The organism is Belnapia mucosa, assembly GCF_016775475.1.
Lineage (GTDB): Bacteria > Pseudomonadota > Alphaproteobacteria > Acetobacterales > Acetobacteraceae > Belnapia > Belnapia mucosa.
Genome location: NZ_JAEUXJ010000002.1, coordinates 187,386 through 204,793 on the forward strand (window position 1 = coordinate 187,386; position 17,408 = coordinate 204,793).

General features: G+C 69.6%; 17 protein-coding genes. 10 read left to right on the forward strand and 7 right to left on the reverse strand.

The annotated features are described in order from the left end of the window. The first annotated feature begins 348 nt into the window (after positions 1-348). Together JMJ55_RS05525 and JMJ55_RS05530 are read left to right on the forward strand one after the other, a co-directional pair. A complete protein-coding gene (locus tag JMJ55_RS05525; protein ID WP_202824516.1) occupies positions 349-1,479 on the forward strand; it encodes a type III PLP-dependent enzyme in 1,131 nt (376 codons plus the stop codon). Between the two features lie 44 nt (positions 1,480-1,523). Further along, a complete protein-coding gene (locus tag JMJ55_RS05530; RefSeq protein WP_202824517.1) occupies positions 1,524-1,988 on the forward strand; it encodes an Lrp/AsnC family transcriptional regulator in 465 nt (154 codons plus the stop codon). 12 nt (positions 1,989-2,000) lie between these two features. Here the strand turns inward: JMJ55_RS05530 and JMJ55_RS05535 are convergent, their stop codons facing one another. Continuing rightward, a complete protein-coding gene (locus JMJ55_RS05535; protein WP_202824518.1) occupies positions 2,001-3,590 on the reverse strand; it encodes an ABC transporter substrate-binding protein in 1,590 nt (529 codons plus the stop codon). Between the two features lie 353 nt (positions 3,591-3,943). On the opposite strand from JMJ55_RS05535, the gene JMJ55_RS05540 reads away from it, so the two are divergent. Genes JMJ55_RS05540 through JMJ55_RS31525 form a run of 6 tightly spaced genes read left to right on the forward strand, consistent with a single transcriptional unit; the run spans position 3,944 to position 9,461 of the window. Next, positions 3,944-5,443, forward strand: coding sequence for an ABC transporter substrate-binding protein (locus JMJ55_RS05540; protein WP_328702571.1), 1,500 nt, complete (start codon positions 3,944-3,946; stop codon positions 5,441-5,443). After that, positions 5,440-6,414, forward strand: a complete 975-nt coding sequence (locus JMJ55_RS05545; RefSeq protein WP_202824520.1) for an ABC transporter permease — start codon at positions 5,440-5,442, stop codon at positions 6,412-6,414. The genes JMJ55_RS05540 and JMJ55_RS05545 overlap by 4 nt, the downstream gene beginning before the upstream one ends. Next, a complete protein-coding gene (locus JMJ55_RS05550) occupies positions 6,411-7,325 on the forward strand; it encodes an ABC transporter permease (protein ID WP_202824521.1) in 915 nt (304 codons plus the stop codon). Before JMJ55_RS05545 ends, JMJ55_RS05550 begins: the two co-directional genes overlap by 4 nt. Continuing rightward, positions 7,322-8,302, forward strand: a complete 981-nt coding sequence (locus JMJ55_RS05555; RefSeq protein ID WP_202824522.1) for an ABC transporter ATP-binding protein — start codon at positions 7,322-7,324, stop codon at positions 8,300-8,302. Before JMJ55_RS05550 ends, JMJ55_RS05555 begins: the two co-directional genes overlap by 4 nt. Next, positions 8,299-9,336, forward strand: a complete 1,038-nt coding sequence (locus tag JMJ55_RS05560; protein WP_202824523.1) for an ABC transporter ATP-binding protein — start codon at positions 8,299-8,301, stop codon at positions 9,334-9,336. Before JMJ55_RS05555 ends, JMJ55_RS05560 begins: the two co-directional genes overlap by 4 nt. Beyond that, positions 9,333-9,461 carry a hypothetical protein gene (locus JMJ55_RS31525; RefSeq protein ID WP_268885250.1) on the forward strand — a complete coding sequence of 43 codons (129 nt, stop codon included), beginning with the start codon at positions 9,333-9,335 and terminating at the stop codon, positions 9,459-9,461. The genes JMJ55_RS05560 and JMJ55_RS31525 overlap by 4 nt, the downstream gene beginning before the upstream one ends. On the opposite strand, the gene JMJ55_RS05565 is transcribed toward JMJ55_RS31525, so the two are convergent. From JMJ55_RS05565 to JMJ55_RS05590, 6 genes are all read right to left on the reverse strand, one after another. Continuing rightward, a complete protein-coding gene (locus JMJ55_RS05565) occupies positions 9,446-10,651 on the reverse strand; it encodes an MFS transporter (protein WP_202824524.1) in 1,206 nt (401 codons plus the stop codon). The two genes, JMJ55_RS31525 and JMJ55_RS05565, sit on opposite strands and share 16 nt — an antisense overlap. Before the next feature lie 24 nt (positions 10,652-10,675). Beyond that, complete coding sequence (locus JMJ55_RS05570; protein WP_202824525.1) at positions 10,676-11,479, reverse strand: NAD kinase; 804 nt, start codon at positions 11,477-11,479, stop codon at positions 10,676-10,678. 7 nt (positions 11,480-11,486) lie between these two features. Beyond that, positions 11,487-12,341, reverse strand: coding sequence for a carbon-nitrogen hydrolase family protein (locus tag JMJ55_RS05575; protein WP_202824526.1), 855 nt, complete (start codon positions 12,339-12,341; stop codon positions 11,487-11,489). Between the two features lie 63 nt (positions 12,342-12,404). Then, entirely contained in the window at positions 12,405-12,773 is a 369-nt protein-coding gene (locus tag JMJ55_RS05580; protein WP_202824527.1) for a hypothetical protein, read from the reverse strand. A gap of 5 nt (positions 12,774-12,778) precedes the next feature. After that, positions 12,779-13,771: a GTP 3',8-cyclase MoaA gene (gene moaA / locus JMJ55_RS05585; protein WP_202824528.1), complete on the reverse strand. Its 993-nt coding sequence runs from the start codon at positions 13,769-13,771 to the stop codon at positions 12,779-12,781. Between the two features lie 110 nt (positions 13,772-13,881). Continuing rightward, positions 13,882-14,031 carry a DUF3553 domain-containing protein gene (locus JMJ55_RS05590; protein ID WP_202825002.1) on the reverse strand — a complete coding sequence of 50 codons (150 nt, stop codon included), beginning with the start codon at positions 14,029-14,031 and terminating at the stop codon, positions 13,882-13,884. Positions 14,032-14,141: 110 nt separating this feature from the next. Between JMJ55_RS05590 and JMJ55_RS05595 the strand changes: the two genes are divergently transcribed. Further along, entirely contained in the window at positions 14,142-14,765 is a 624-nt protein-coding gene (locus JMJ55_RS05595; protein WP_202824529.1) for a histidine phosphotransferase family protein, read from the forward strand. 67 nt (positions 14,766-14,832) lie between these two features. Further along, positions 14,833-17,400, forward strand: coding sequence for a hybrid sensor histidine kinase/response regulator (locus JMJ55_RS05600; RefSeq protein ID WP_202824530.1), 2,568 nt, complete (start codon positions 14,833-14,835; stop codon positions 17,398-17,400). Positions 17,401-17,408: the final 8 nt, after the last annotated feature.

Consider the following 17,408-nt stretch of genomic DNA (forward strand, 5'->3'; position numbering starts at 1 on the left):
GCGGCCTTCCGGCGGAGTTTCCGGCGGCCCGGCTAGAGCGCGGGAAAAAAATCCGGCAGCGCGCATTTTCCGCTTTGCGTGCCGAGGGGCGGGGCCTATATGCCCGCCCAGACGCAGTACGCACGTGCCTCTGGCCCCAAGCCCACGGAACCCGGCGCCCCTCCACAACGGCGCAGACTAAGGACGGTCACCGCGGCGCAAGGTTTACGCAACGACGTCAAGCGTTCTGGCAACCCCGGGGGGCGCGATCCTTCCGGTCCGTTTGGTCGCTGGTTCGTTCGACCGTTTCGTCAATCTGGGGCCGCCGCCCACTTCGGGGCGGTCCTACTGTCTGTAGGGAATGGTGCGATGACCCCCAAGGTCTCCCGCTTCCTGCGCGATCACGCGCCGGCAACGCCTTGCCTCGTCCTCGATGTCGATCGGGTCGAGGAGAATTACCGCCGGCTGAACGCGGCGCTGCCGCTCGCCCGCATCTACTACGCCGTGAAGGCGAATCCGGCGGTGCCGGTGCTGGAGCGTCTGGTCGGCCTCGGCTCCTCCTTCGATGCCGCGAGCTGGGAGGAGATCTCCTCCTGCCTCGCCGCCGGTGCCCGGCCGGAGGCGATCAGCTACGGCAACACGGTGAAGAAGGAGAGCGCGATCCGCGCCGCCTATGCCGCCGGCGTCCGCATGTTCGCCTTCGATTCGGAAGCCGAGCTGCGCAAGCTCGCCCGCTCCGCCCCGGGTGCCCAGGTCTATTGCCGCATCCTGGTCGGCAATGTCGGCGCCGAATGGCCGCTCTCGAAGAAATTCGGCTGCGAGCTGGAGATGGCGCGGGAGCTGATGATCCTGGCCGGCGAGCTCGGCCTCGATCCCTTCGGCCTGTCCTTCCATGTCGGCAGCCAGCAGACCCGGACCGACGCCTATGAGGCGGCGATCGCCAAGGTCGCCATGCTCTTCACCGATCTCCGCGACGCGGGGGTGAAGGTCCGCATGGTCAATCTCGGCGGCGGCTATCCGGTTCGCTATCGCTCGGAAGTGCCGGAGATCGACGATTTCGGCGCCGCCATCATGGGCGCCATGGCGGAGCATTTCGGCAATGCCCTGCCCGACATCGTCATCGAGCCGGGGCGCTTCATCGTCGGCGATGCCGGCGTGGTCAGCGCCGAGGTGGTGCTGGTCTCGCGCAAGGCGAAGGACGATCCGGTGCGCTGGGTCTATCTCGATATCGGCCGCTTCGGCGGGCTCGCCGAGACCGAGGGCGAGGCGATCAAATACGCCTTCCGCACCCCGCATGACGGTGGGGTGGATGGCCCCGTGACCATCGCCGGCCCGACCTGCGACAGCACGGACACGCTCTACGAGAAGTCCAACTACCGCCTGCCGCTCGCCCTCGATTCCGGCGACCGGGTGGAGCTTCTGGCGACGGGTGCCTATGTCACCACCTATGCCAGCCAGGCCTTCAACGGCTTCCGGCCGCTCGCCGAGCACTACGTCTGATTCTTTCCGTTCCCAAGGCTGTTCGCGGCGCATAATCTGGCGCCATGGACGAGATCGACCGGAACATCGCCGTCGCCCTGCAACTCGATGGCAGCGCGGGACTGGCGGAGCTGGCGAAGGTGGCGGGGCTTTCGGTCTCCGCCACTGCGGAACGGGTGAAGCGGCTAGAGGAGCGCGGCGTCATCCGCGGATGGCGCGCCGATCTCGATCCCGTTGCGGCCGGCTGCCCGCTGCTGGTGCATATCCTCGTCACCGTCGCGCCTGGCCGCGACGAGGCCGCCTTCCGCAAGGCCATGCGGCGGCAGGAGGCGGTGCTGGAATGCCACGCCATCACCGGTGACTGGACCTATCTGCTGAAGGTCCGCCTGGCCGACCTGCCGGCCCTGGATGCCTTCCTGAACGATGAGCTGCGGGCGCAGTCGGGCGTGCAGCGGGTGGAAACGCTGCTTGCCATCGCGACCGTCAAGGAAACCTCCATCCTCCCGGTCGCGCCAGCGACCGAGGAGTAGGGGAAGGCGGCGCTACTGCGCCGCCCGAACCGCCATCGCCGTGGTGCGCTCGTCCATGCGCGCCTCATAGGTCAGGCCGCGGCGCAGCGCCCAGGAATTCACCAGCTGGAACATCGGGATGATGGCGGCATCGTCCGTCACCATCTTCACCGCCTCGCGCAGCAGCCGCTCGCGCTGGGCATCATCGATGGTGGCGGCGGCGCGCGCGGTCAGCGCATCCAGCTCCGGATTGGAATAGCGGCCGCTATTGCTGGCGCCGGTGCGCCGCTCCCGGTCATAGGTGCCGAGAATATTGACCAGCGCATAGCTCGCCTCGCCCGTCACGCTGCCCCAGCCGGAGAGGCGGATGGCGTATTCCTGCCGGTTGGAGCGCTGCGAGAAGCTGGCCCAGGGCACCGCATCCACCTCGGTGCGGATGCCGATTCGGGTGAACATCTGCGCCACCGCCTGCGCCGTCTTGGCGTCGTTCGGGTAGCGGTCGTTCGGGCTGTGCAGGGTCATGCGGAAGCCCTGCGGGAAGCCGGCCTCGGCCAGCAGCCGCTTCGCGCCATCCGGGTCGAAGGCGGTCGGGCGGACATCCGGGTTGTAGCCGAAGGTCCCCTCCGGCAGCCATTGCCCGGTCGGCTGGGCGGTGCCCTCCATCACCCGTTCGGACAGCGCCTGGCGGTTGATGGCCATGGACAGCGCGCGGCGCACCCGGACATCGTTGAACGGGTTGCCGGGCAGCGGCTTGCCGTCATTGTCGCTGATGAAGGGCACGTCGCGCTGCCGCGAATGGTCCATCACCAGGTAGATCAGGCGCAGGCCCTGGACCTCGGAGACGGCGACCTTCGGTTCCCGCTTCATCCGGGCGAGGTCGGTCGAAGGCACCTGGTCGATCAGGTCCACATCGCCGGCGAGCAGCGCCGCGGTCCGCGCGCCGTCATTGCCGATGAAGCGGTAATTCACCCGCGCCCAGGGCTCCGGCCCGCGGAAATAGGCCTCGTTCCGCGCCAGCTCGGTCCGGTCGCCGGAGCGGTAGGCGATGAAGCGGTAGGGGCCGGTGCCGATCGCGGCCTTGCCGCTGTTGTAGTCCTCGGTGCCCGCGCCCTCGGCCGCATGCTTGGCGATGACGGCGACCGAGGCGAGCTCGGTCGGCAGCAGCGGATGCGGCCGAGCGGTGTGGAAGCGGATGGTCAGCGGGTCCACCACCTCGACGCGCTCGATGGCGCGGACGAAGCCGCCGAATCCGCCCGGGCTGCCCGGCACGTTCGGCGTGCGCTGGATGGTGAAGGCCACGTCCTCGGCCGTGAAGTCGCGCCCGTCATGCCATTTCACGCCGGGCCGCAGCTTGAACTCCCAGACCGTCTCGCCGATCACGCGCCAGCTCTCGGCCAAGCCCGGATAGGGTTGGGCCCGCGCATCGCGCTCCACCAGCCGGTCGAAGATATGCATCGCCAAGCTGTTGTTGGGCGAGGCGTTGTAGAAATGCGGATCGACCGAAGTGACGGCGCCGCCGATCCCGATATTGAGGGTCGGGCCCCCCTGGCTCCCCCCTTGACCCCAGGCGGGCGCGGCGAGGCTGAGGGCGGCGGCGAGGCCGAGCAGTGGGCGGCGGTGCATGACAGGTCTCCCGGATTGCGGCGGAGACTAAACTCGGTTGCGGTGCCGCGCCAACCGGCTGGCATCCGCCTTGCGATGGCGGGCGGGCTGAACGGGTGGGGCAGGGGCCAGACCATGGAATTGCATAGGAACTGGCCAGGGCCACCCCCATTGCCCCCGCTCTGGGCAGCCGGGGGCCGAGTCCCGGCCCGGCCAGCCTGCCTGCTGGCGGGGCGTTAGGCAGGATGCTAGCGTTCGGCTCGCTGGGGCTTCCGAGGGACATAATGAGCGGATTTCGTCACGCGGCCGGTTTGGCCGCTGGTCTGGCAATTGCGGCATCCGTCGTCCTGCCGGCCGGGTCGCAAACCCTGACCATGGGTGTCGGCGCCCCCGTCACCTCGATCGACCCGCACTACCACCAGCTCTCGCCGAATACGGCGGTGGCGGAGATGATCTTCAGCGCGCTGACCCAGACGGATGCCCATGCGCGGGTCACGCCGGACCTGGCCGAGAGCTGGCGCCCGGTCTCCGACACGGTTTGGGAGTTCAAGCTGCGGCAGGGCGTCACCTTCCATAACGGCTCGCCCTTCACCGCCGAGGATGTTGCCTTCACCTTCGAGCGAGTGCCGAAGGTGCCCAATTCGCCCTCCTCCTATGCCATCTACACACGGCCCATCACGCGGGTGGAGATCGTCGACAGCCATACGCTGCACCTGCACACGGCCGTGCCCTATCCGCTGATGCCGGTCGACCTGGCCAGCGTGAAGATCCTCGACCGCGAGACGCATGCGACCGCGACGACCGAGGCCTTCAATGCCGGCCCGATGGCGATCGGCACCGGCCCCTTCCGCATGGTCAGCCACCGCAATGGCGACCGGATCGAGTTCGAGCGCAATGACGGCTATTTCGGCGCGCGCCCGGCCTGGAGCCGGGTGAACTACCGGATGATCACCAATGACGCCGCCCGCACCGCCGCGCTGCTCGCCGGCGATGTGGATGTGATCGATCAGGTGCCGACCAGCGACCTCGCCAAGCTCCGCAATGACCAGCGGCTGACGCTCGCCGAGACCACCGGGCTGCGGATCATCTTCCTCAGCTTCGACCATATACGCGAGGAGTCCTCGCCCTTCGTCCTCGACAATGAGGGCAAGCCGGTGCCGCGCAACCCGCTGAAGGATGTCCGGGTCCGCCGCGCGCTCTCGATGGCGATCGACCGCAATGCCATCACCGAACGGGTGATGGAGGGTGCCGCCATCCCGGCCGGGCAATTCCTGCCGGAGGGCAGCTTCGGCTATGTCCCCGGCCTCAACCCGCCGCGGGCGGATGCCGAGGCGGCGAAGCGGCTGCTGGCCGAGGCGGGATTCCCGCAGGGCTTCCGCATCACCCTGCATGGGCCGAACGACCGCTACCCGAATGATGCCCGCATCATCCAGGCCATCGGCCAGATGTGGACCCGCGCCGGCGTGCGGACCGCGGTCGAGGCGCAACCCTGGACCACCTTCGTCGGCCGCGCCGCGCGGCAGGAGCTCTCGGCCTTCCTGATCGGCTGGGGCACCTCCTCGGGCGAGGCGTCCAACCCGCTGCGCAACCTGACGGCGACCTTCGACCGCGAGAAGGGCTACGGCGCCTCGAATCGCGGCCGCTATTCCAACCCCGAGGCGGATCGCATCCTGGAGCAGGCCATGCGCGAACTGGACGACCCGAAGCGCGAGGCCCTGCTGCAACAGGCGACGCGCATGGTGATGGAGGATGTCGGCATCCTGCCGCTGCACATCCAGAAGAATGCCTGGGCGCTGCGCCGCGGCTTCACCATGGACGCGCGGTCGGATGAGCTGACGCGGGCGCAGGATGTGCGCCCGGCGGCCGCCCGATGACCGCCTTCCTGCTGCGCCGCTTGATCCAGGCGGCCGCCGTCGTCCTGGTGATGTCGCTGCTGGTCTTCCTCGGCGTCTTCGCCGTGGGCGACCCGATCGAGATCCTCATCAGCCCCGAGGCCGACCAGTTCGAGCGGGAGCGCGCCATCAAGGCGCTCGGCCTCGACCTGCCGCTCTGGCGGCAATACCTCGTCTTCCTCGGCAATGCGCTGCGGGGCGATCTCGGCCGGTCCTTCGTCTTCAACGAACCGGCGCTCCGGCTCATCCTCGACCGCATGCCGGCGACGCTGGAACTCGCGGTCGGCGCCACCGTCGCGGCGCTGATCATCGGCCTGCCGCTCGGCCTCTATGCCGGGCTGAAGCCGAACTCGCCGCTCAGCAAGGGAATCATGGCGACCAGCATCCTCGGCTTCTCGCTGCCGACCTTCTGGGTCGGGCTGATGCTCATCATGGTCTTCGCGGTGCAACTCGGCTGGTTGCCCTCCACGGGCCGGGGCGAGACGGTGACGATCCTCGGCATGCGCTGGTCCTTCCTGACGCGGGACGGCATCGCCCATCTCATCATGCCGGCGCTGAACCTCGCCTTGTTCAAGATCAGCCTCGTCATCCGCCTGACCCGCGCCGGCGTGCGGGAGACGATGCTGATGGACTACGTGAAATTCGCCCGCGCCAAGGGCCTCAGCCCGGCCCGTGTCACCTTCGTGCATGTCTTCAAAAACATCCTGATCCCGGTCGTGACGGTGGTGGGGCTGGAATTCGGCGGCACCATCGCCTTCTCCGTGGTGACGGAGAGCGTCTTCGCCTGGCCGGGCATGGGCAAGCTCATCATCGACAGCATCAACGTGCTGGATCGTCCGGTGATGGTCGCCTATCTGATGATGATCGTCCTCCTCTTCATCACCATCAATCTGGTGGTCGACATCACCTATTCCCTGCTCGATCCGCGCGTCCGGCTGGAGGGCAAGTCATGAGCACCACCACCATCGCCGCCGCCCCCGCGGCGCCGAAGGTCGAGACGCCCTTTCAGCGCTTCGTCTCGGAATTCGCCGCCTCCCGCATCGCGCTCTTCGGGCTGGTGCTGTTCCTCGCCATCGTCGCCATCGCGGTGCTGGCGCCCTTCATCGCGCCGCAGAATCCCTATGACCTCGCCCAGCTCGACATCATGGACGGGCGGCTGGAGCCGGGGACGGTGGGCGCCGGCGGCTTCACCTACTGGCTCGGCACGGATGACCAAGGGCGGGACATGCTCTCGGGCATCATGTACGGCCTCCGCATCTCGCTGATGGTGGGCGCCGGCTCGGCCATCATCGCCTGCCTGGTCGGCGCCTCGCTCGGCATGCTGGCGGCCTATGCCGGCGGGCGGACCGACAGCCTCATCATGCGGCTGGTCGACCTGCAGCTCTCCTTCCCGGCCATCCTCGCCGCGCTGATGATCCTGGCCTTCCTCGGCAAGGGCATCCTCAACGTCGTCTTCGCGCTCGTGATCGTGGAATGGGCCTATTACGCCCGCACCGTGCGCGGCTCCGCCCTCGTCGAGCGCCGCCGTGAGTATATTGAGGCGGCGCAATGCCTTGCTTTGCCGACGCGGCGCATCATCTTCCGCCACCTGCTGCCGAATTGCCTGCCGCCGCTGATCGTCGTCGGCACCATGCAGGTGGCCCGCGCCATCGCGCTGGAGGCGACGCTCTCCTTCCTCGGCCTCGGCGTGCCCATCACCGAGCCCTCGCTCGGCCTCCTCATCGCCAATGGCTACGAATACATGCTGAGTGGAAAATACTGGATCAGCTTCTATCCCGGCATCGCCCTCCTGGTGACCATCGTCTCCATCAACCTGGTCGGCGACCAGTTGCGGGACGTGCTGAACCCGAGGCTGAAGCGATGAGCGCGCCGACACTCGAGGTCCGCAACCTCAAGACGCATTTCTTCACCCGCGGCGGCGTGGTGAAGGCGGTGGACGATGTCTCCTTCACCGTCGAGGCGGGCAAGGTGCTCGGCCTCGTCGGCGAAAGCGGTTCGGGCAAGACCGTCACCGGCTTCTCGATCCTCGGCCTAGTCGATCCGCCGGGCCGGATCGCCGGCGGGCAGATCCTGTTCAAGGGCCGCGACCTCGCCACCCTCCCGGAAGCCGAGATGCGGGGCCTGCGCGGCAACCGCATTGCGATGATCTTCCAGGACCCGATGATGACCCTCAATCCGGTCCTGCGCATCGACACGCAGATGATCGAGACGGTGCAGGCCCATGCCAAGGTCAGCCGCGAGGAGGCCCGCCAGCGCGCCCGCGACGCGCTCGGCCAGGTCGGCATCCCGAGCCCGGATGAGCGGCTGAAGAGCTACCCGCACCAATTCTCCGGCGGCATGCGCCAGCGCGTCGCCATCGCCATCGCCCTGCTGCACAAGCCGGACGTGATCGTGGCCGATGAGCCGACCACCGCGCTCGACGTCACCATCCAGGGCCAGATCCTGGCCGAGGCGCAGAAGCTCTGCGCCCAATTCGGCACTGCCCTGGTCTGGATCACCCATGACCTCTCGGTCGTCGCCGGCCTCGCCGACGATATCGCCGTGATGTATGCCGGGAAGGTGGTCGAGAGCGGGCCGGTCGCGCAGGTGCTCGATGCGCCGCTGCATCCCTATACCCTCGGCCTGATCGGCAGCGTGCCCAGCCGCAACCATCGCGGCGAGCCGTTGCGGCAGATTCCCGGCATGACGCCCTCGCTGCTCAACCTGCCGGCTGGCTGTGCCTTCCGCTCCCGCTGCCCGCGCGCCGAGCCGGGCTGCGCCGAGCCGCCGCCCTTCGCCGAATACCGTCCGGGCCAGCATGCCCGCTGCATCCACCCGCATCAGGAGGCCGTGGCCGCATGAGTGCGACCCTGGTGGCACCCCCCGCCGCCGAGACCCTGGCCGAGCCCATCATCGAATTGCGTGGCGTTTCCAAGCGCTTCTCGAAGACCCTCGACTTCGCCGGAAGGCTGGCCAAACGCCTCGGCGCCAATCTTCGCGAGGAGGTGGTGCATGCGGTGGACGGCGTCGACCTCACCATCCGCAAGGGCGAGGTGGTCGGGCTGGTTGGCGAGAGCGGCTGCGGCAAATCGACCCTCGGCCGCATGGTCGCCGGGATCATGCCTCCGAGCGACGGCACCATCCTCTGGCGCGGCCGCGACCTCCGCAGCCTGAATGCGGCGGAGGCGCGGAATGCCAAGCTCCGCACCCAGATGATCTTCCAGGATCCCTATGCCTCGCTCAACCCGCGGCTGAAGGTGCAGGAGATCGTGGGCGAGGCGCCGCTCTTCCACGGCATGGCCAAGCGCAGCGAGATCGGCACCTATGTCGATGAGCAGCTCCGCCGTGCCGGCCTCGACCCGTCATTGAAGGCCCGCTACCCGCACCAATTCTCGGGTGGCCAGCGCCAGCGCATCGGCATCGCCCGGGCGCTGGCGGTGCAGCCGGAATTCCTGGTCTGTGACGAGGCGGTGGCGGCGCTCGATGTCTCGATCCAGGCGCAGATCCTCAACCTCTTCATGAAGCTGCGGCGGGAGCTCGACCTCACCTACCTTTTCATCAGCCATGACCTCGGCGTGGTGGAGCATCTCTCCGACCGCGTCGTCATCATGTATCTCGGCCGCGTGGTCGAGGAGGCGCCCGCCGAGGAGGTCTTCCGCCACCCCAACCATCCCTACACCAAGGCCCTGCTGGCCGAGGTGCCGCGGATCGAGGCGCGCAAGCGCGCCTTCGCCGGGGTGAAGGGCGAGATTCCCTCGCCGCTGAACCCGCCCTCCGGCTGCCACTTCCATCCGCGTTGCCCCTTCGCCTTCGACCGCTGCCGGGTCGAGCGCCCGGCGCTCAAGCAGGTCGGGCCCGGCCATCGCAGCGCCTGCCACCTGAACGACGCCGCATGAGGGCCGCGCTTCTCCTCGGCCTGCTGCTGCTTGCCGCCTGCCAATCGGGTGGCGGCAGCAGCAGCGGCCCCTATATCGGCGGCTCGGTCGGGACCAATCTGCGGGAGGATCAGCGGCTGCGCTGAGCCGCCGCGGCGGCGAAGCAGGCGGCGCCGATGGCGCCGAGCCCGGCCATCAGCCAGGGCACCGGCCCATAGCCCGCCTCGCCTTCGGAGATCAGGGCGATGGCGACCGGCGCCAGCATCCGCGGCAGCACCGCGATCATGCTGAGCGCCCCGGTCACCGCCCCATAACCGTCGCGCCCCAGGATCTCGGCGACGCCGGCGGCGCGGACGATGGCCATCAGCCCATCCGCCATGGCCCAGGCGAGGACATAGAGGACCAACCAGCCGAATTCGGACGGGGCCAGGGCCAGCAGCAGCATCGCCACCGGCAGCAGGGCGGAAGCGAGCCGCCCCACCCCCCGCATCGTCACCCGCCGCCCGAGCGCGAAGAGCACCGCCCGCGCCGCCACCTGGAACGGCCCGTGCAGCGAGACCAGCAAGATGACCGAGGATTCCGGCAGCCCCCGTTCCCGCAGCAGCGGAATCGCATGCGCGCCGAGCCCGACCCCGATGAAGGCATGCGCCGAGAGCGCCCCGGCGAGGCTGAGAAAGGCCGGCTGCCGCATCGCCCGGCCGAGATCGAAACCGCCTGCGCCGCGCGCCCGATCCCGCGGCGGATCCGGCGGCAGCAGCCAGAGCGTCAGCAGGCCGGGCAGGGCCTGCATCGCCGCCAGTGCCAGCAGCGCATCCCGCCAGCCCAGCCGGTCGATCAGCAGCGCGGTCAGCGGCACGAAGATGGTCGCGGTGAAGCCGGTGACGAAGGTGATCCCGGTGATGGCCCGCACCGGATCGCGCGCCTGGATCACCACCACCGCCATGGCCGGGGACCAGAGGGCAGTCGCCTGCACCAGCCCCATGCCGATCCAGATCGCCCAATAGGCCGGGAGCGTGGAGGCCTGCGACCAGGCCGCCAGCAGCAGCGCCCCGGCCCAGCCGCCCAGCGCCAGCAGCCAGCGTCCGCCCCGCCGGTCCACCCAGCGCCCGGCCGGAATGGCGGCGAGGCCGGAGACCAGCAGCGCCACGGTCAGCCCGGCATTGAACTCGGTCCGTGTCCAGCCAAGCTCCGCCTCGATCGGCGCCCCGAAGAGCGGGAAGGCGGCGAAGAGCGTGCCCCAGCCGATGGTCTGACCGATGGCGGTGCAGATGACCAAGCGACGGTCCGAGGCCGGCTTCTCGCTGCGGCCCATGGCCTTTGGAACGCTGCCCTCCATGGATCGGAGCCTAGCCGATGCTCCTCAGACCGTGAACTGTTCGGCGATGATCCGCTCGGACAGGCCGTGATCGGGATCGAAGAGCAGGGTGATGGAAATGCTGCGGTCTTCCCGCACCTCCACCCGGCGCACGTCGCGCACCTCGGTATAGTCGGCGACCGCGGCGACCGGGCGCTTGCCGGCCTCCAGGATCTCGAACACCACCTGCGCGTCGCCCGGCAGCAGCGCGCCGCGCCAGCGCCGCGGCCGGAAGGCGGAGATCGGCGTCAGCGGCAACAGGTTGGCGCCGAGCGGCACAATCGGCCCATGCGCCGAGAGGTTGTAGGCCGTGCTGCCGGCCGGCGTCGCCACCAGCACGCCGTCGCAGATCAGCTCCGCCAGCCTTTCCTTGCCGTCGATCAGAATGCGAATCTTCGCCGCCTGCCGCGTCTCGCGCAGCAAGGAGACCTCGTTGATCGCCAGCGCCTCCGCGGCGCTTCCATCGGCCGAGACGGCGCGCATGCGAAGGGGATAGAGGGTCGCCGCCTGCGCCTCGGCCAGGCGTTCGAGCAGCGCATCCTCGCGGAAGTCGTTCATCAGGAAGCCGACGCTGCCGCAATTCATCCCATAGACCGGCAGGTTGCGGCCGAGCAGCCGGTGCTGCGTCTCCAGCATGCAGCCATCGCCGCCGAGGGAGACGACGGCCGTCGCCGCCTCGGACGGGGCTTCGCCATAGCGGGCCACCAGCCGCGCCTTGGCGGCCTGGGCGACATCGGTATTGGCGGCGTGGAAGGCGATGCGGCCGGTGAAATCCTCCGGCCGCAGGGGTAGCGTCGGGAGGTCGCTCACGCGCCGGTCACAGGCTGATCGGCCGGGCGGCGCGGTGTTCCATCACCGGCATGTCGCGCCGCACCCGCTCGAGGATGGCGCGGTCGAGCCGCGCCGTCGCCCAGCCCGGCCCGTCCGAAGCCTTGGCGACGACATGCCCCCAGGGATCGGCGATCAGGGAATGCCCATAGACCGCGCGCGGCTGGCCGCGTTCCAGATACTGGCCGGAGGAGGCGGCGGCGATGACCCAGCACTGGGTCTCGATGGCGCGCGCCCGCAGCAGCACCTCCCAATGGTCCTTGCCGGTCTGGAGGGTGAAGTTGGAGGGGACGAGCACCGCCTCCGCCCCCAGCCGCCGCAGCGCGACATATTCCTCGGCGAAGCGGATATCGAAGCAGATGGTGCAGCCGAAGGTGAAGCCGCCGGCCTCGAAGGTCACCAGCCGGTCGCCGGCGCCGTAGAGCGCGCTCTCGCGGTAGCCGGTGCCGTCAGGGGCCACCATGTCGAACATATGGACCTTGCGATAGCGGGCGATTTCCCGCCCCTCCGGGTCGAAGACGACGGTGGTGTTGTAGAGCTTCTCCGGGTCGTCGCCCGACCCCGGCGCCTCGACGATCGAGCCGCCATGGACATGGACGCCATGGCCGCGGGCGAGGCCGCGGAGCAGCTCATAGGCCGCACCGCCCGTCTCGCCGGGCGCGGGCAGCCGCTCCGCCGCGGCCAGTCGGCTTTCCCGCCCGCCGCCGAGATTGGTCCAGGTCTCGGGCAGGGAGACGAGGCCCGGCCGGTCCGCCGCGATGGCGGCCTCCACCAGGCGCCGCGCCTGATCGAGATTGGCCGCCTTGTCGCTGCCCTGGTTCATCTGGATGACGCTGACGCGCATCGCCGCTCTCCGCCGGATGCGCGCATCAAGCCCCGGCCGGGGCGGGAGGGCAAGCCGGGGGGCTTAGTCGAGCCTGGGCTCGGCCCGGCCGCGGCGCGGCGGCTCCGGCCAGGCGGGGGGCGGCGGTACCGGCGGGGCGGCGCGCATCACCGGCGCCTCCACCCGGGCCGGCGGCGCATCCATCCAGTCCTCGGCGGCGGCGAGCCGGCGCGGCGGATCGGCCGAGCGCATGCCCATCATCCGGATCTCGCCCTGGAGTTCGTCGAGCTGCGCCTCGATCGAATCGAGCCGGCCTTTCAGACCGAAGACGCTGAAGGGCATCAGCAGATAGGCAAGCCCCGCCAGCAGCAGGATCAGGAGGGCAAGCAGCCCGGTCCAGTCCGGCAGGCCGGGAATGACCAGCCGGGATGCCAATTCCTGCAGCAGGGCCATCACGCTTAGCCTCCGGTCACGCTCATGTGGCGCGCCACCGCCGGGCGGGCCTGCCGCCGGTCGATGACGAAGTCATGACCCTTCGGCTTCCGCAGCATCGCCGCCCGGATCGCCTCATGCAGCCCTTCCTCGCCGGCGGCGGGGTCGCGCAGCACCTGGCGGAGATCGGCTGCATCCTCCTGCCCGAGGCACATGTACAGGGTGCCCGTGCAGGTGAGCCGGACCCGGTTGCAGCTCTCGCAGAAATTATGGGTCATGGGCGTGATGAAGCCGATCCGCCTTCCGGTTTCCTTAACCGTATAGTATCGCGCCGGCCCGCCGGTCCGATAATCGGTCTCCTGGAGCGTCCAATGCGCCCGCAGCCGGTCCCGCACCACCGACAGCGGCAGGTATTGGTCCATCCGGTCGCCGGTGATCTCGCCGAGCGGCATGGTCTCGATCAGCGTCAGGTCGAAGCCGTGCTCGCCGCACCAGGCGAGCATGCGGTCATACTCGCCCTCGTTCACGCCCTTCAGCGCCACGGCATTGATCTTCACCGCGAGCCCGGCAGCCTTGGCGGCGAAGATGCCGTCCAGGGTCTGGCCGATCTCGCCCCAGCGCGTCACCGCCTTGAACACCGCCGGGTCCAGCGTATCGAGCGAGACATTGATCCGCCGCACGCCGGCCGTGTAGAGGTCATCCGCCATCTTCGGCAGCTGGGTGCCGTTGGTGGTGATGGTCAGCTCCTTCAGCCCGCCGCCGCCGATCCGCCCGCCGAGGTTGCGGATCAGCCCGATCACGCCGCGCCGCACCAGCGGTTCGCCACCGGTCAGCCGGATCTTCTCGACGCCGAGATCGATGAAGGCGCCGCAGAGCCGGTCGAGCTCCTCCAGCGTCAGGACCTCCCGCTTCGGCAGGAAGGTCATGTCCTCCGCCATGCAGTAGACGCAGCGAAGGTCGCAACGATCGGTCACGGAGACGCGAAGGTAGGAGATCCGTCGTCCGAACGGATCGATCATGGATGCCATTCCCTTAGGGGAGAGGGGTCGTTCCATCCCATTTGGTCCGCTCCCCCCCGATGGTGCAAGACCCGGGCGCGCAGGGCAGGGCTGCAATCCGTCCCCGAGGGTCAACCGCCGGGGAGCGGTTCCAGCGTGACCAGGGCGGCATTGATCAGCACCTTGCCGGCATGCTCGAAATTCACCGTGACGCGGTCGCCGATCACGGATTGCACCTGGCCGATGCCCCAATCCGGCTTGGCCGGGTGGACCACCCGCATGCCGGGCTCCAGATCGCTTGCCACGGCCTTCCCCTCTTCTTGAACCAAGGGCGCAACGCTTCGCTAAGCTGTTGAGGCTAGCCGAAAGGGCGACCGACAGGAACCCGCCCATGCCCGCGCATCCCGAGACCAGCCTTGCCCGCCTGCTCTGCGCCCGGCTTTGCCATGATCTCGGCGGGGCGATCGGCAGCATGACCGGGGCGCTCGACCTCGCCCGGCCCGGCGAGGACGAGCTGCTGGCGCTGGCCCAGGAAACCGGCGCGGCGCTGCGGCAGCGGCTGCGGCTCTATGCTGCCGCCTGGGGCGGGGCGGGTGCCGAACTGCCGGCGGAGGAACTGGCCGGGCTGCTCGCCGCCACCCCGGCCGCGCCGCGGGTGCGCTTCGATCTCACCGGCCTCGCCCCGGGCGGGCGGCTGCCGGCGGCGCTCGTGCCGCTCGCCCTGAATGCGGCCCTGCTGGCGGCCGAATCCGTGACGCGACGTGGCATCGTCCATCTCTCCGGCACGGCGGAGACGGGGTTGACGGTGTTGCCGGTCGCCGATTCGGGCGCCAGCCCGGCCGCATGGCCCGGGCATTTCCTCGCCCTGCTGGCTGGTGACGCTTCGGCGGAGCTCGGCCCGCGCCAGGTGGTGGCGCCGTTGCTGCTCGCGCTGCTGGAGGAGGCGGGCTGGCGGGCCAGCCTCGGGCATGGCGCCGGGCCGGGCGCGGCGCCGCTGCTGCTGACCCCGGCCTGAGGCGGCCTTTACCGAATCTTCGGCGCTCCCCGCGCAATCTGCCCCGGCCGATTGCCCGAGGATCGCCATGGACGACCTGCTCGCCGATTTCCTGACCGAGACGCAAGAGGGACTGGTCGCGCTCGACGCGGCGCTGGTCCGCCTGGAGCGGGCGCCGGAGGATACCGCGACCCTCTCCGAGGTCTTCCGCATCGTCCATACCATCAAGGGCACCTGCGGCTTCCTCGGCCTGACCCGGATGGAGGCGGTGGCGCATGCGGCGGAGAATGTCCTCGGCCGCTACCGCGACGGCACGCTGGCGGTCAGCCAGGCCGGCATTTCGCAGATTCTGGGCGCCATCGACTGCATCCGCGGCATCACCACCGGGCTGGAGGCGACCGGCGCCGAACCGGAAGGCGAAGACGCCCCGCTGATCGCCGCGCTGAATGCCGTCGCCGCCGGGGAGGCCGCAGCGGCCGCGCCGCGCCCGGCCCCGGCCGCCCCGCCGCCTGCCATGCCCGCCGCCCCGGTGGCCGTGGCCCCTGCGGTTGCCCCACCCGCCATCCCGCCCACCGCCCCCGCCGCCGAGAACGAAGCCGGCGGTGCCAATGCGCCCCCCCAGACCATCCGCGTCACCGTCGAGGTGCTGGAGGGGCTGATGATGCTGGTCTCGGAGCTGGTGCTCACCCGCAACCAACTTCTGCAACTCTCGCGCAACGGCGCCGACAGTGCCTTCGCCGTGCCGCTGCAGCGTCTGTCCCACATCACCTCCGACCTGCAGGAAGGGGTGATGAAGACCCGCATGCAGCCGATCGGCAATGCCTGGGCCAAGCTGCCGCGGCTGGTGCGCGACCTCGGCGTCGAGCTCGGCAAGAAGATCGAGCTGGAGATGCGCGGCGCCGAGACCGAGCTCGACCGGCAGGTGCTGGAGCTCATCAAGGACCCGCTCACCCATATGGTCCGCAACTCGGCCGACCATGGTCTCGAGACGCCGGAGCAGCGCGTGGCCGCCGGCAAGCCGGAGGCCGGGCGGATCATGCTGCACGCCTCGCATGAGGGCGGGCACATCATTATCGAGATCGCCGATGACGGCCGCGGCCTGAATGTCGAGCGCATCCGCCAGAAAGTGTTGTCCCAGGGCCTCGCCACCGAGGCCGAGCTCGCCGCCATGCCGGAACGCGAGGTCCAGCGCTTCATCTTCCGCGCCGGCTTCTCCACCGCCGCCGCCGTCACCGCCGTCTCCGGCCGTGGCGTCGGCATGGATGTGGTGAAGACCAACATGGAGCGGATCGGCGGCACCATCGAGGTCCGTTCGAAGGAAGGCCGCGGCACCGCCTTCATCGTCAAGATTCCGCTGACCCTGGCCATCGTCTCCGCCCTCATCGTCGAGGCGGGCGGCGAGCGCTTCGCCATCCCGCAGATCGGCGTGGTCGAGCTGGTGCGCGTCGGTGGGGAGGGCGCACCGCAGCTGGAGCGCATCAAGGACAGCGCGGTCTTGCGGCTGCGCGACCGGCTGCTGCCTCTGGTCAACCTCGCCGGCCTGCTTCATCTCGACAGCCCCGCCGCCGAGGAGAATGCCTTCGTCGTCGTCACCCAGGTCGGCCCGCATGTCTTCGGCATCATCGTCGACCGCGTCTTCGACACGGAGGAGATCGTGGTGAAGCCGGTGGCGCCGATCCTGCGCCATGTGACAATGTTCTCCGGCAATACCATCCTCGGCGATGGCAGCGTCATCATGATCCTCGATCCGAATGGCATCGCCCGCGCCACCGGCGTCGGCGCCGAGAGCGGGGAGGGCGAGCCGGAGCGGGATGGCAAGCGCCAGGCCCTGGCCCATCGCTCCGACCAGCGCACCGCGCTGCTGCTCTTCCGTGCCGGAGATGCGACACCGAAGGCGGTGCCGCTCGGCCTCATCGCCCGGCTGGAGGATGTGGAGCGCGAGCGGATCGAGAATGCCGGCGGCCGGCCCCTGGTGCAGTATCGCGGCCAGCTGATGCCGCTGGTGCCGATCAGCGGCCATTGGGACCCGGATCTGGCGCCCGCGCGCCAGCCGGTGCTGGTCTTCTCCGATGGCGACCGCGCCATGGGGCTGATGGTCGACGAGATCCTCGACGTGGTCGAGGAACGCATGGCGATCGACGGCGCCGGCGAGCGGCCGGGCTTTCTCGGCACCACCGTCATCGGCGGCAAGGTCACGGAGATGCTGGACACCGCCTGGTGGCTGCGCCAAGCCGGCGAGGACTGGTTCGGTGGCGCCGCGGACCGCGCCCGGGGCAGTGGCCACCGCCTCCTCGTCATCGAGGACAGCCCCTTCTTCCGCAACCTTGTCGTCCCGGCGCTGGGCGCTGTCGGCTATGAGGTCACTGCCGTCGCCGATGCCGAGGAAGCGCTGCGGCTGCGCGAAGCCGGGGCCAGCTTCGAGGCGGTGATCTCCGACATCGTCCTGCCTGGCATGGATGGCTTTGCCCTGGCCCGCACCCTGCGCGAGGGCGGCGCCTGGCGCGACCTGCCGCTGATCGCGCTCACCGGCCGCATCGACCCGGCCGATATCGAGCACGGCCGGGCCGCGGGCTTCACCGACTACGTCGCCAAATTCGACCGTGCGGCGCTGCTGGACAGCCTCCGGCAATGCCTCACCGCCCCGGTCGCCGGCTGAGGAGCACA

What these genes read in the sequence shown, in the direction of transcription:
- JMJ55_RS05525 (WP_202824516.1), top strand. Translation starts at nt 349, where the DNA reads ATGACCCCCAAGGTCTCCCGCTTCCTGCGCGATCACGCGCCGGCAACG.
- JMJ55_RS05530 (WP_202824517.1), top strand. Translation starts at nt 1,524, where the DNA reads ATGGACGAGATCGACCGGAACATCGCCGTCGCCCTGCAACTCGATGGC.
- JMJ55_RS05535 (WP_202824518.1), bottom strand. Translation starts at nt 3,590, where the DNA reads ATGCACCGCCGCCCACTGCTCGGCCTCGCCGCCGCCCTCAGCCTCGCC.
- JMJ55_RS05540 (WP_328702571.1), top strand. Translation starts at nt 3,944, where the DNA reads ATGGGTGTCGGCGCCCCCGTCACCTCGATCGACCCGCACTACCACCAG.
- JMJ55_RS05545 (WP_202824520.1), top strand. Translation starts at nt 5,440, where the DNA reads ATGACCGCCTTCCTGCTGCGCCGCTTGATCCAGGCGGCCGCCGTCGTC.
- JMJ55_RS05550 (WP_202824521.1), top strand. Translation starts at nt 6,411, where the DNA reads ATGAGCACCACCACCATCGCCGCCGCCCCCGCGGCGCCGAAGGTCGAG.
- JMJ55_RS05555 (WP_202824522.1), top strand. Translation starts at nt 7,322, where the DNA reads ATGAGCGCGCCGACACTCGAGGTCCGCAACCTCAAGACGCATTTCTTC.
- JMJ55_RS05560 (WP_202824523.1), top strand. Translation starts at nt 8,299, where the DNA reads ATGAGTGCGACCCTGGTGGCACCCCCCGCCGCCGAGACCCTGGCCGAG.
- JMJ55_RS31525 (WP_268885250.1), top strand. Translation starts at nt 9,333, where the DNA reads ATGAGGGCCGCGCTTCTCCTCGGCCTGCTGCTGCTTGCCGCCTGCCAA.
- JMJ55_RS05565 (WP_202824524.1), bottom strand. Translation starts at nt 10,651, where the DNA reads ATGGAGGGCAGCGTTCCAAAGGCCATGGGCCGCAGCGAGAAGCCGGCC.
- JMJ55_RS05575 (WP_202824526.1), bottom strand. Translation starts at nt 12,341, where the DNA reads ATGCGCGTCAGCGTCATCCAGATGAACCAGGGCAGCGACAAGGCGGCC.
- JMJ55_RS05580 (WP_202824527.1), bottom strand. Translation starts at nt 12,773, where the DNA reads ATGGCCCTGCTGCAGGAATTGGCATCCCGGCTGGTCATTCCCGGCCTG.
- moaA (WP_202824528.1), bottom strand. Translation starts at nt 13,771, where the DNA reads ATGATCGATCCGTTCGGACGACGGATCTCCTACCTTCGCGTCTCCGTG.
- JMJ55_RS05590 (WP_202825002.1), bottom strand. Translation starts at nt 14,031, where the DNA reads ATGCGGGTGGTCCACCCGGCCAAGCCGGATTGGGGCATCGGCCAGGTG.
- JMJ55_RS05595 (WP_202824529.1), top strand. Translation starts at nt 14,142, where the DNA reads ATGCCCGCGCATCCCGAGACCAGCCTTGCCCGCCTGCTCTGCGCCCGG.
- JMJ55_RS05600 (WP_202824530.1), top strand. Translation starts at nt 14,833, where the DNA reads ATGGACGACCTGCTCGCCGATTTCCTGACCGAGACGCAAGAGGGACTG.